Origin of the sequence: Mycobacterium asiaticum, assembly GCF_001668675.1 — a bacterium.
Classification (GTDB): Bacteria; Actinomycetota; Actinomycetes; order Mycobacteriales; family Mycobacteriaceae; genus Mycobacterium; species Mycobacterium asiaticum_D.
Genome location: NZ_LZKQ01000016.1, coordinates 1 through 12,246, shown reverse-complemented (window position 1 = coordinate 12,246; position 12,246 = coordinate 1). Strand labels below are relative to the sequence as shown.

The window sequence follows — 12,246 nt, the reverse complement described above, 5'->3', positions numbered from 1 at the left end:
TCAGGCACAGCGACTGCTCACTCGGGTAACCGACGACCCGGAGCTGGATCCGATCGACGTCGGCCGGGCGCTGGCCGGCGCCGCGCGGCTCACCCGTTGTTGCGAGGGGCCATTCGGGGTCGCCAGACCGTTCGATGCGCCGTCCTGATTGACCGCCGACCCGCGGATCAGGGCCAGCACCGGATGGCCGAGGCGCTGTGCGTCGGCCAGCCGCTCGACGACCAGTGCGCCCGCGCCCTCGGAGAACCCGGTGCCGTCCGCGGCGCCCGCATAGGCCTTGCACCGCCCGTCGGGCGACAGCGCCCGCTGCCGGCTGAACTCGACGAACATCGCCGGCGTCGCCATCACGGTCACGCCGCCCGCCAGGGCCAGATCGCATTCCCCCGACCGCAGCGACTGCACCGCCAGGTGCAGCGCCACCAGCGAGGACGAACATGCCGTATCCACCGAGACGGCCGGGCCTTCCAGACCCAGCACATAGGCCACCCGGCCGGACGCCACACTCAGCGTAGAGCCGCGCAACCCATACCTCTCCAGCTCGCCAGGGACCCGGCCTTGACCCCCGTACGAGCCGTGGAAGATACCGGCGAAAACGCCCGTCGGCGATCCCCGTAGGGCTAGGGGGTCGATCCCGGCCCGCTCCAATGCTTCCCACGCCACCTCCAGCAACAGGCGCTGCTGGGGATCCATCGCGAGTACCTCGCTGGGTGCGATCCCGAAGAACTCTGCGTCGAAATCAGCTGCATTGGCAAGGAATCCGCCGGATCGGGTGTAGGACTTACCGATCGCGTCGGGATCGGGATCGAATAACCCGGCCAGGTCCCAGCCGCGGTCGGCCGGGAAATCCGTTACCACGTCGCGCCCCTGACTCACCATGTCCCACAGGGCTTCCGGTGAATCCACCCCGCCGGGATAACGGCAGGCCATGCCCACGATCGCCACTGGTTCGTTTGCGGCTGAGAGCAATTCGCGATTGTCGCGCTTGAGCCGTTCGTTCTCTTTCAGCGACGCCCGCAGCGCGCGAATGAGCTCGTCCTGCGTGCTGTTCATACCGATCCCATCAACGTCACATCCGAAGCGATGTTCAGGGAACGAGGGACAGTCCGCCGGCGTGCATCAGTGCCAACGCAGCAACACAAGTTCGGAGCAGAATCCGGGACCCATCGCGATCATGAGGCCGGGGCTGCCGCTGGGCGGTTGCTTGCCGATGGTGTCACGCAGGACATGCAGCACCGAAGCTGAGGACAGGTTGCCGATCTCGCCGAGCGAACGCCAGGTCAGCTCCAGCGCCTCGGGCGGCAGCCCCAGGGTGTCGTTGATCGCCTCGATGATCTTCGGGCCGCCGGGATGGCTCACCCAGGCCCCGATGTCGGTGGTGCTCAGGCCGTGGGCGTCCAGGAACGTGGTGACGTCGGTGCGGATGTTCTCCCGCACCACCTCCGCGAGATCCTTCGACAGCACCAACTCGAAGCCTTCCGAGCCCACGTCGTAACCCATGGTGCGCAGCGAGTCGGGGTAGAGATGGCTGCGGGAATCCAGGATGGCCGGTCCGCGTGCGTCGACCTGTTCGGCCCGGCGCTCCCCCACTGCCACCACCGCCGCGGCGCCGTCGGCGAACAACGCGCTGCCCACCAGGCCCGCCACGGACGGCTTGTACCCCGGGTAGGTGAGCGAGCACAGCTCGACCGAGATCAGGGCGGCCACCCCGTCCACGGCGCCGCGCAGATAGTCGTGCAGGCGCCCCACGCCAGCCGCGCCCGCCACACAGCCGAGGCCGAACAGTGGGATCCTTCGCACGTCGCTGCGCAGGCCCAGGCGGCTGGCGATCCGGGCGTCCAGGGACGGCACGGCGAGCCCGGTGACCGTCGTCGTGATGAGCACGTCGAGGTCTTCCGGTTGCAGGCCCGCCTCGTCGAGCGCGCCGGTCAGGGCCTCACAGCCCAGGTCAACCGCCTTTTCGATGAAGATGCGGTTCGCGTTGCCGAAGTCGGTCAGCGTCGGATATTTGTGCAGCGGCAGCACCAGGTGGCGACTGTTGACTTTGGCGCTGACGTGCAGCTGCCGGACGATGTCCTCGTAACCCTCGAAGTCCGGAATGCTGACGAAGAAATCGGTGAGCTCGGCCTGCGAATACCGGTGTGGCGGCAAGGCCCCGAAGACACCTGCGATGACGCTCATTGGTCTCACCCCTCTGATACGAACATCTCGGCCGCCAGGTTCATCTGCAGGGTCGATTGATGTGGATTCAACGGCTCACTCAGACCTGGGAGTTTAGTCGGCCCTTACCTGACCGGCAAAGAAAGGGGCTGCCGGTCAACGCCGCAACGCGTGTCGCAGTTGGGCGGCCGTTTCGCGCACGATGGTCAGTTGCTCGGCCACCCGACCGGGTGCGGTGCCGCCGCGGGCGTCGCGAGAAGACACCGAGCCTTCGATGGTCAGCACGTCCCGGACGCTCGGGGTCAGTTCGGGACTGATCGCGGCCAGTTCGTCGTCGGTCAGGTCCTGCAGCCCGACGCCACGCTGCTCGGCGGTACGCACCGCCGCACCGGCGGCTTCGTGCGCCAAACGAAACGGAACGCCCTGCCGTACAAGCCATTCAGCGACGTCGGTAGCCAGGGTGTAGCCGGCCGGGGCCAGCGCGGCCATCCGCTCGACGTGGAACGTCAGGCTACCGACCAAGCCGGCCATCGCGGGCAGCAGCAACTCCAGCTGCGCCACCGAGTCGAACACCGGTTCCTTGTCTTCCTGCAGGTCACGGTTGTAGGCCAACGGCTGCGCCTTGAGCGTCGCGAGCAGTCCGGCCAGATTGCCGATCAGCCGCCCAGATTTGCCGCGAGCCAGCTCGGCGATGTCCGGGTTCTTCTTCTGCGGCATGATCGAACTCCCGGTGGACCACGCGTCGTGCAAGGTCACATAGCCGAACTCCGTCGAGCTCCAGATGATGATGTCCTCGGCGAGCCGGGACAAATCCACACCGATCATGGCCAACACGAACGCCGCCTCCGCGGCGAAGTCCCGGGCGGCGGTGGCGTCGATCGAATTATCCGCTGCCGCAGCGAAACCCAGGTCCGCGGCGATCGCGTCGGGATCCAGTCCCAGTGACGAACCGGCGAGGGCGCCCGAACCGTACGGGGATATCGCGGCGCGCTTGTCGAAGTCCACCAGGCGGTCCACGTCGCGCAGCAACGGCTGGGCATGCGCCAGCAGGTGGTGGGCCAGCAGGATCGGCTGGGCGGACTGCATATGTGTCTTGCCGGGCATGATCGCGGTCGGGTGGGCGGCTGCTTGGTCGGCCAGGGCCAAGACCACGTCCAGTACGCCGTCGGAAACCCGACGCACCGCATCGCGCAGCCACATGCGGAACAGGGTGGCCACCTGGTCGTTGCGGGACCGGCCGGCCCGGAGCCGGCCGCCCAGGTCCGGTCCCACCCGGTCGATGAGTCCCCGCTCCAGCGCCGCATGCACATCCTCGTCGGTGACCAGCGGACCGAAGCTACCGTCGGCCACATCCTCGGCCAGGCTGTCCAGGCCCGCCAGCAACCCGTCGCGCTGGTCTTCGGTGAGCAGCCCGGCGCGGTAGAGCACCAGGGTGTGGGCGCGGGAGGCGGTGATGTCGTAGGGAGCCAGTGCCCAGTCGAAATGCGTGGACTTGCTCAGCGCGGCCAGCGCGTCGGCCGGACCTCCGGCGAACCGGCCGCCCCACAGCGACCCCTGGTTGGTGCTCATTTTTCTTGCGCGAGCAGACGCAAAAGCCCCTTTGCGCCCGGCGTGTCGGGGACTTTTGCGTCTGCTCGCGAGAGAACCGTCACCGCAGGTCCCGGCGGGCGGAGAGCTTGGACGACAGCCCATGCACGTAGACGAAGCCCTTCGCCATGGACTGGTCGAACGTGTCGCCCTCGTCGTAGGTGGCCAGGTTGAAGTCATAGAGCGACTCCGCGCTGCGCCGGCCATTCACGGCGATGTGGCCGCCGTGCAGAACCAGCCGCACCTCACCGGTGACGTGTTCCTGGGTCTTGGCGACGAAGCTCTCCAGCGCAACCTTCAGCGGCGAGTACCACAGCCCGTCATAGACCAGCTCGGCCCAGCGCTGATCGGTCTGGCGCTTGAAGCGACCCAGGTCGCGCTCCAATGTGACGTGTTCGAGCTCGGTGTGGGCGGTGATGAGCACCATGGCGCCGGGCGCCTCGTAGATCTCGCGGCTCTTGATACCCACCAGCCGGTCTTCCACGACGTCCAGCCGCCCGACACCTTGCGCACCGGCGCGGCGATTGAGCTCCTCGATCGCCTGCAGCATGGTCACCCGCTTGCCGTCGATCGAGACGGGCACGCCCTTTTCGAAGCCGACGATCACTTCATCGGGGGTGTTCCAGTTGACGGTCGGGTCTTCGGTGTAGTCGTAGACGTCCTTGGTGGGCGCGTTCCACAGGTGTTCGAGGAACCCGGTTTCCACCGCCCGGCCCCACACGTTCTGGTCGATCGAGAACGGCGAGCGTTTGGTGACGTTGATCGGGATGGCGTTTTCCTCCGCGAAGGCAATCGCTTTTTCGCGGGTCCACGCGTAATCCCGCACCGGTGCCAGTACCTCGAGATCCGGTGCCAGCGAGGCGAATCCGACTTCGAACCGCACCTGGTCGTTGCCCTTGCCGGTGCAGCCGTGGGCAACAATCCCGCCGCCATGCTCACGCGCGGCCGCGACCAGGTGCTTGACGATCAGCGGACGGCTGATGGCCGAGACCAGCGGGTAGCGGTCCATGTACAACGCGTTGTTGAGGATCGTGGGCAGGCAGTAGCCCTCGGCGAACTCATCCCGGGCGTCGACCACGACGGCTTCCACCGCGCCGCAGTCCAGTGCCCGCTGGCGCACGACGTCCATGTCCTCGCCGCCCTGGCCGAGGTCGATGGCGACGGCAACGACCTCCCGACCGGTTTCCTTGCCGATCCAACTGATGGCCACCGAGGTGTCCAGGCCGCCCGAATACGCGAGGATGACGCGCTCTGACATGAACAGTTTCTCCTTGTTGATGCCGCAGGGTCTTCGGCAAGAACCTGCAGCTGCTTATTTGAGGTCTACTTCAACTTCTCCAAGGCGGTGGCAGCTTCCGCCCCGGTCATCGGTTCGCGCGCCACCACAAAAACGGTGTCGTCGCCGGCGATGGTGCCGACGACGTACGGTAACGCCGCGCGATCGCTCGCGCTGGCCAGGTAGTCCGCCGCGCCCGGCGGCGTGCGCAGCACCGCCAGGTTTCCGCTTGCGTCGGTGGACACCAGCAACTCGCCAAGCAGTCGGGACAGGCGTCCGGTTCCGCCGGAGACGCCCCGGACCGGGCTGCCGTCCTCGGGCACGACGTAGACGGGGACGCCGCCGTATGCCCCGCGCAGTTTCACCGCGCCGAGTTCCTCGAGGTCGCGCGAGAGGGTGGCCTGGGTGACCTCGATGCCTTCCGCGGCCAGCAGCGCCGCCAGTTCGCTCTGGCTGCGGACCTCCTTGGTGGACAGGATCGCGACGATGCGGGCCTGCCGGCCGGCGCGGTTACCGCTGACCTCGGGTGCCGCCTTGGCTTCATGGGTTGTCATCGGGACCGCTCCAGCAGCCACACCAGCAATGCCTTCTGCGCATGAAGGCGGTTCTCGGCCTCGTCCCACACCACGCTGGCCGGTCCGTCCATCACCTCGTCGGTGATCTCATCGCCGCGATGCGCCGGAAGGCAATGCAGCACAATGGCTTCCGGGTCGGCGAGGCCGAGCAGCCGCTGATTGACCTGGAATGGCCGGAACGGCTTGACGCGGTCGAGACCGTCTTCCTCCTGCCCCATCGATGTCCAGGTGTCGGTCACCAAAACGTCGGCACCGGCGACTCCTGTGTCAGCATCGGCGGTTACGACCACTTCGGCGCCGGTCTCGCGGGCGCGGCGCTGAGCCGCGGCCACCACCTCCGGATCCGGTGTAAACCGTTCCGGCGCGGCGATAGTCACGTGCATACCCGCGGTAACCCCGCCCAGCATCAGCGAGTGCGCCATGTTGTTGGCGCCGTCCCCCAGATAGGTCATCCGCAAGCCGGGCAGCGCGCCTTTGCGTTCGGCGATGGTCTGCAGATCCGCCAGCACCTGGCAGGGGTGGAACTCGTCCGATAACGCATTGACCACCGGCACCGTCGCGGTGGAGGCCATGGCGGTCAGCCGCTCCTGACCGAACGTCCGCCACACGATGGCGTCGACGAAGCGGGACAGCACTTTTGCGGTGTCCTCCAGTGTCTCGTCGCGCCCGAGCTGGGTGCTGCGTCCGTCGACCACGACGGCGTGCCCGCCGAGTTGGGCAATTCCCATCTCGAAGGAGAACCTGGTGCGGGTCGAGTTCTTGTCGAAGATGACCGCGACCCCGCGCGGGCCCTCCAGCGGGCGCCGGCTGAACGGGTCTTTTTTGAGTACGGCGGCCAGTTCGAGGACCTCGGCCTGCTCGGCCGGGGTGAGGTCGTCGTCGCGCAGAAAATGTCTGGTCACCTTTGGTCTCCTGCCGCGTCGAGGATGCCCGGCAAGGCGGCCACGAAGCTGTCGAGTTGGGACTCGGTGATGATCAGTGGTGGTGCCAACCGAATGACATTGGGGGCGGCGGCATTTACCAGATACCCGGCATCGCGCGCGGCCGCCTCGGTGTTCTTGGCGTGCGGCGCGGACAGCACGATGCCTTGCAGTAGTCCTCTGCCGCGGACGTGGTCGATCAGCGGGTGTCCCAGTGCTTCGATCCCGTGCCGGAGCGATTTGCCCAATACGTCGGCGCTGCGCACCAAGTCGTCGGCGGCAAGCACTTTCAGCACCGCCAGCGCCGCCGCGGTGCACACCGGATTGCCCCCGAACGTGCTGCCGTGCAGCCCCGGGGTTAGCAGGTCGGCGGCGCGCCCCACCGCCAGACATGCCCCGATCGGCAGGCCGCCGCCGAGACCCTTGGCCAGGGTGATCACATCGGGCGTGATGCCGTCGTGCTGATGGGCGTAAAACGTGCCGGTGCGCCCCATCCCGGTTTGCACCTCGTCAAGCACCAGCAGGGCGCCGTGCCGCGCGGTGACATCCCGGGCCGCGGCCAGGTACCCCGCGGGCGGGACGACGACACCGCTCTCCCCCATGATCGGCTCGAGAAAAACTGCGGCCGTGTCGTCGTCGACCGCGGCGGTCAATGCGTCGGCGTCGCCGTACGGGACGTGGGTGACGTCCCCTGGGAGCGGCGCGAACGGCGCCTGTTTGGACGGCTGCCCGGTCAGGGCCAGCGAACCCATCGTGCGGCCGTGAAACGCTTCTTGAGCCGCAACGATTTTCGTGCGCCCGGTGAGCCGGGTCAGCTTGAAAGCTACCTCGTTGGCCTCGGTTCCGGAGTTGCAGAAGAACACTCGTGTCTGTTCCTCGGCTCCGAGCAGGGCGACGAGTTCTTCTGCCAACGCAATGCCCGGCTCGGTCGCGTAAAGGTTTGAGGTGTGGCCCAGCGTCGACATCTGGTGGGTGACCGCAGCGATGACGGCGGGATGCCGGTGGCCCAGCACATTGACGGCGATGCCGCCGAGCAGATCGAGGTAGGTCTTGCCGTCGACGTCGGTGACGACGGCCCCGTCGCCGCTGGCCAGCGCCATCGCGGGGGTCCCGTAGTTGTTCATCATCACTGCTTGCCAACGTTGTTGCACGGCACTGGTTTGCGTCATAGGGGCACTACCTTCGTGCCGGTGCCCGCATCGGTGAGCAACTCAACGAGGACGCAGTGCTCCACCCGCCCGTCGATGACGTGCGCGCTGGGCACCCCTGCGGTGACAGCCCGCAGGCACGCCTCGACCTTGGGGATCATGCCGGCCTCCAGCGTGGGAAGAAGTTGGGACAGTGTGGCAGTGTCGATTTCGCTGACCAGCGAGGTACGGTCCGGCCAGCTGGTGTACAGCCCATCGACATCGGTGAGCATCAACAGCTTTTCGGCTCCCAACGCCTCGGCCAGTGCCGCCGCGGCGGTATCGGCGTTGATGTTGTGCACCACGCCCTCGGCATCCGGTGCCAACGTCGATACCACCGGAATCCGGCCCGCGGTGATGAGGTCCAGCACGGCCGCGGTGTTGACCAGCTCGACGTCGCCGACCAGGCCGATGTCGGTGTCCACCCCATCGACGGTGACGCGACGCCGGACGGCGGTGAACAGCTGTGCGTCCTCGCCGGTGATGCCGACCGCATACGGTCCATGCGCGTTGATGAGGTTGACCAGTTCTCGGCCTACCTGCCCGAACAACACCATCCGCGCCACATCGAGCACTTCGGGTGTCGTGACCCGGAATCCGCCTTTGAAGTCACCGTCGATGCCGAGTCGCCGCAGCATCGCGGTGATTTGGGGTCCGCCACCGTGCACCACGACGGGATGGATCCCGCAGTTGCGCAGGAAAGCCATGTCCGCAGCAAAAGCCCGACGCAGTGCGTCATCGGTCATGGCGTTGCCGCCGTATTTGATGACGACGATCTTGCCGTGCAGCTGCTTGAGCCACGGCAGGGCTTCGGCCAGTACTTTTGCCTTGACCTGGGTGGACAGCGCGGCGGTATCGGCGCTCATGAGCTGTAAGCCGAGTTCTCTTCGACGTATCCGTGGGACAGGTCAGTGGTCCGGACGGCTGCCTGACCGTCCCCGATCGCGAGATCGACAACGATGTCGATATCTGCCCCGGACAGATCCACGTCGCGCGCACCAGGCGCTCCCACCTGGTCCCGATATACGACAGAACCGTTGAACGACACGGTAATTCGATCCGGTTCCAACGTCACCGGGGCGATCCCGACGGCCGCGAGGACCCGGCCCCAGTTCGGGTCGGACCCGAACACCGCCGTCTTGACCAAACTGTCGCGGGCGACGGCCCGTGCGGCCGTCAAGGCCTCCTCCTCGGTGGCGGCGCCGCACACGGTCACCGTGACGCGTTTGGTCACTCCCTCCGCGTCGGCCTGCAGTTGCGCGCACAGGTCGTCACAGACCCGCAGCACCGCGTCGTCGAGATCGTCCTGCGACGGGGCGATTTCACTGGCGCCGGACGCCAGCAACAGGACGGTGTCGTTGGTGGAACAGCTGCCGTCGATGTCGAGTCGCTCGAATGTTTTCACCGCGGCGCGCCTGAGCGCCTGGTCGAGTGCCGCAGGTTCGGCGACGGCGTCGGTGGTAAGCACACACAACATGGTGGCCAACGACGGCGCGAGCATGCCGGCGCCCTTCGCCATGCCACCCAGCGTCCAGTTGTCCTGGTGATGCAGCGCAACCTGTTTGGGGACGGTGTCGGTCGTCATGATCGCCCGGGCGGCGTCGTCGCCACCGGTGAGCCCGCCGTGCATCTCGTGCACGATGTCGCTGACCCCGGCCAGGACCTTGTCCATGGGTAGTCGGTCACCGATCAACCCGGTTGAGCAGACGGCCACCTCGATGGCGCCTGTCTCGGTTCCCCATTCCGACAAAGCAGCGGCGACCGCTTCGGCCGTGGCGTGGGTGTCCTGGAAACCGCCGGGGCCGGTGCATGCGTTGGCGCCACCGGAATTCAGGATCACCGCGCGCAGCCGGCCCGTGGTCAGCACCTGTTGGGTCCACAACACCGGTGCGGCTTTGACCTTGTTGCGGGTCACCACTCCAGCCGCTGCGTAGTCCGGACCCTCATTGAAGACCAACGCCAAGTCCGGCGCCCCGGAAGCCTTGATGCCAGCGGCGATGCCGGCAGCACGGAAGCCCGACGGCGCGGTCACACCCTGCGCACGGAGCAGCCTCGTCTGGTCGGTGCGGGTCACGGCGCCACCCCCACCACCGAAAGTCCTTCGGTTTCCGGCCAACCCAGCGCCAAGTTCATCGACTGCACTGCGGCACCCCCGGTGCCTTTGACCAGATTGTCGATTGCGGCGATCGCCACGAACGTCGACGCGTCCTCGTCCACAGCCACAGCGATGTGGGCCGCGTTACTACCTATTACTGATCCGGTGCGCGGCAACTGTCCTTCCGGCAGCAGGTGGACGAACGGCTCGTCGTGATAAGCCTTCTCGTAAGCGGCGCGCAACTGCGATCTTGGCGACCGCGTGCGAGCGGTGCAAGTCGCAAGGATGCCGCGCGACGTCGGGATCAAGACCGGTGTGAATGACACCGTGACTTCTTGGTCGGTCACCGACCGCAGCCCCTGAGCGATTTCAGGGGTGTGCCGGTGCACCCCACCTATGTTGTAGGCCCGGGCCGATCCAATGACTTCGGCGCCGAGTAGATCAGTCTTTGCCGCCCGACCCGCACCCGATGTGCCGCTGACTGCAACCACGGTGACCGCCGGTTCTACGAGGTCTGCAGCGACGGCAGGGATCAGGGCCAGCAGTGCGGCCGTCGGGTAGCAACCCGGCACCGCGATTCGGCGTGCTCCAGCCAATTGGTCCCGACCGCCCGGCAACTCCGGCAATCCGTAGGGCCAGCTCCCAGCATGCTGGGAGCCATAAAAGCGTTCCCAAGCTGCAGCATCGCCGAGGCGGAAGTCGGCGCCGCAGTCGATGATCAGGGTTTCCTCACCGAGACGCTCGGCCAAGGCGGCGGAGTGGCCGTGCGGTAAGCCGAGAAAGACCACGTCATGGCCCTGCAGGACGGTCAGGTCGGTCGGCTCGACGACTCGCTGGGCCAGGGGAACCAGGTGCGGATGGTGCTCGCCGAGGCTGGTGCCCGCGCTGGATGCGGCCGTCACGGCGCCGATTGTCAGGCGACCGTCGGCATAGGCCGGATGTCCCAGCAATAATCGGAGGATCTCGCCTCCCGCGTAGCCGGTTGCCCCGGCCACTGCCACCCGTATCCCATCGACCATCCGGCGATACTTGCATGTTTATGCAGCGTATTGCAAATTAATTCTCAGGATTTTGCGGAGCGCGCACTCCGCCCACGGGGTGGACGCAGAGCGGGTCTGTGTCAAGCGAACACGCCGACTTGTTGTTCCCTTTTGTCGCTGATCCTGTTAATTTCGTCGGTGGAGCAATTGCTCTGCCAGACACCAGTTTCCGCTCGGCGGTAGTGCCACCGAGACGCTCAGCCCGACATAACCATCCGGCTGAAAATTCTTAGAGATAACTGGTTTAACCGCGCCCAAGTTTGGGGACTTAGTGGGCACGCGTAGTCCCATCGGCGTTCGGGCGTCATTGGGTCAACGGCTTGTTCCATTGGTGGGGTCATCTGGGGAGATGGATCATGTCTTTTGTTATCGCCGTACCTGAGTTCGTCGAAGCTGCCGCTGAGCAGTTGGCCGGCATCGGGTCGACGTTGGTTCAAGTGAGCTCGTCTGCAGCGGGTGCAACCACAGCGTTAGCGCCTGCAGCCGCCGACGAGGTGTCGGCCGCGATCGCGCGGTTATTCGGCACCCTCGGTAGCGACTACCAAGCCGCCAGCGCGCAAGCAGCGGCATACCACGAACAGTTCGTGGCCTCTTTGACCCGTGGCGCAACCGCGTACGCCTCCGCGGAAGCAGTCAACATCTCGGCACTGTTCAACCTGAACAATCTTTTGGCGAACATCGAGATCGGCATCGGAAACCTCGCCGCCGGGTTCCAGAGCGCCCTTTCAGGTTCGTTGGGCGGCTTCGGCGGCTCGATCGGCGGGTCCGGTTCACTTGCGCTTGATGCCGCCAGTGCCGTCCGCGCCTTCGCCGCTCTCCCCAGCCTCGGCGCGGGTCTGGCCCTGCAGACCGGCGGCGCACTTGCGTCCGGGTTCGGCACGGGACTCGCCCAGACAGGCCAATTGATCACAAACCTCGGCGTTGGCTTGGGTGGAGCAGGTGCTTCGCTGTCGCAAGCTGGCGCCGCACTTACCGCCGAAGGCAACGCCGCCCTGGCTGCACTGCTGAACGGAACCCTCGGCGCTGACCTCAGCCTCAACCTGACCGCAAATCTCACCGGTGCCCTGCCGTCGCTCGCTGAAATCGCCCAGACCGGTGGACAAATCGTCGGCAACATATCGGCTGGCCTAAACCAGGCTTTGCAAACCGGCTTAAACCTTGTCGGCAACTTCAGCCTGCCCAACCTCGGCGCCTCCATTAACGCTGGGATAAACGCTGTGGTTGACCTGGCCGGCAACCTGTCGCTGCCGCCGCTGCCTGGGTTCCCCGGCTTCCAGTTCCCGCCGCTGAACTTCGGCCTGCCCGGCATCACCATCCCCGGCTTGCCCGGCTTGGTGCTGCCCGACTTCGGCGCCGCCCTCACCGGTGGCCTCAACACCCTGGTCAACCTCGCTGCCAACCTGGAACTG

Annotated in this window: 10 protein-coding genes and 1 pseudogene; 1 reads left to right on the top strand and 10 read right to left on the bottom strand. The window is 66.4% G+C overall.

Translation table 11 applies throughout. The annotated features are described in order from the left end of the window. Window positions 1–63 precede the first annotated feature (63 nt). The 10 genes and pseudogenes from A9X01_RS01365 to argC all read right to left on the bottom strand — a co-directional run. A pseudogene (locus A9X01_RS01365) lies at window positions 64–1,050 on the bottom strand (beta-ketoacyl synthase N-terminal-like domain-containing protein); the annotation flags it as partial. A gap of 66 nt (window positions 1,051–1,116) precedes the next feature. Next, the gene (locus A9X01_RS01360; RefSeq protein ID WP_065118945.1) at window positions 1,117–2,178 is read right to left on the bottom strand and encodes a type III polyketide synthase; all 1,062 of its coding nucleotides are present in this window, start codon (window positions 2,176–2,178) and stop codon (window positions 1,117–1,119) included. 135 nt (window positions 2,179–2,313) lie between these two features. Continuing rightward, the gene (argH, locus tag A9X01_RS01355; RefSeq protein ID WP_065118944.1) at window positions 2,314–3,726 is read right to left on the bottom strand and encodes an argininosuccinate lyase; all 1,413 of its coding nucleotides are present in this window, start codon (window positions 3,724–3,726) and stop codon (window positions 2,314–2,316) included. A gap of 79 nt (window positions 3,727–3,805) precedes the next feature. Further along, on the bottom strand, window positions 3,806–5,002 hold the full coding sequence (locus A9X01_RS01350; protein ID WP_065118943.1) for an argininosuccinate synthase: 1,197 nt from the start codon (window positions 5,000–5,002) through the stop codon (window positions 3,806–3,808). Between the two features lie 65 nt (window positions 5,003–5,067). After that, a complete protein-coding gene (locus tag A9X01_RS01345; RefSeq protein ID WP_065118942.1) occupies window positions 5,068–5,574 on the bottom strand; it encodes an arginine repressor in 507 nt (168 codons plus the stop codon). Further along, window positions 5,571–6,497, bottom strand: a complete 927-nt coding sequence (gene argF / locus A9X01_RS01340) for an ornithine carbamoyltransferase (protein ID WP_065118941.1) — start codon at window positions 6,495–6,497, stop codon at window positions 5,571–5,573. The genes A9X01_RS01345 and argF overlap by 4 nt, the downstream gene beginning before the upstream one ends. Beyond that, window positions 6,494–7,684 carry an acetylornithine transaminase gene (locus tag A9X01_RS01335; RefSeq protein ID WP_065118940.1) on the bottom strand — a complete coding sequence of 397 codons (1,191 nt, stop codon included), beginning with the start codon at window positions 7,682–7,684 and terminating at the stop codon, window positions 6,494–6,496. Before A9X01_RS01335 ends, argF begins: the two co-directional genes overlap by 4 nt. Then, window positions 7,681–8,568, bottom strand: a complete 888-nt coding sequence (gene argB / locus A9X01_RS01330) for an acetylglutamate kinase (RefSeq protein ID WP_065118939.1) — start codon at window positions 8,566–8,568, stop codon at window positions 7,681–7,683. Before argB ends, A9X01_RS01335 begins: the two co-directional genes overlap by 4 nt. Continuing rightward, a complete protein-coding gene (gene argJ, locus A9X01_RS01325; protein ID WP_065118938.1) occupies window positions 8,565–9,776 on the bottom strand; it encodes a bifunctional glutamate N-acetyltransferase/amino-acid acetyltransferase ArgJ in 1,212 nt (403 codons plus the stop codon). Before argJ ends, argB begins: the two co-directional genes overlap by 4 nt. After that, window positions 9,773–10,816: an N-acetyl-gamma-glutamyl-phosphate reductase gene (gene argC / locus A9X01_RS01320; protein WP_065118937.1), complete on the bottom strand. Its 1,044-nt coding sequence runs from the start codon at window positions 10,814–10,816 to the stop codon at window positions 9,773–9,775. Before argC ends, argJ begins: the two co-directional genes overlap by 4 nt. A gap of 377 nt (window positions 10,817–11,193) precedes the next feature. Between argC and A9X01_RS01315 the strand changes: the two genes are divergently transcribed. Continuing rightward, a partial coding sequence (locus tag A9X01_RS01315) for a PE family protein (protein ID WP_155771865.1) occupies window positions 11,194–12,246 on the top strand: 1,053 nt, incomplete at its 3' end.

Excerpts from the sequence above, each read along its gene's own strand:
- A9X01_RS01360 (WP_065118945.1), bottom strand. The coding sequence starts at position 2,178 with ATGAGCGTCATCGCAGGTGTCTTCGGGGCCTTGCCGCCACACCGGTAT.
- argH (WP_065118944.1), bottom strand. The coding sequence starts at position 3,726 with ATGAGCACCAACCAGGGGTCGCTGTGGGGCGGCCGGTTCGCCGGAGGT.
- A9X01_RS01350 (WP_065118943.1), bottom strand. The coding sequence starts at position 5,002 with ATGTCAGAGCGCGTCATCCTCGCGTATTCGGGCGGCCTGGACACCTCG.
- A9X01_RS01345 (WP_065118942.1), bottom strand. The coding sequence starts at position 5,574 with ATGACAACCCATGAAGCCAAGGCGGCACCCGAGGTCAGCGGTAACCGC.
- A9X01_RS01335 (WP_065118940.1), bottom strand. The coding sequence starts at position 7,684 with ATGACGCAAACCAGTGCCGTGCAACAACGTTGGCAAGCAGTGATGATG.
- argB (WP_065118939.1), bottom strand. The coding sequence starts at position 8,568 with ATGAGCGCCGATACCGCCGCGCTGTCCACCCAGGTCAAGGCAAAAGTA.
- argC (WP_065118937.1), bottom strand. The coding sequence starts at position 10,816 with ATGGTCGATGGGATACGGGTGGCAGTGGCCGGGGCAACCGGCTACGCG.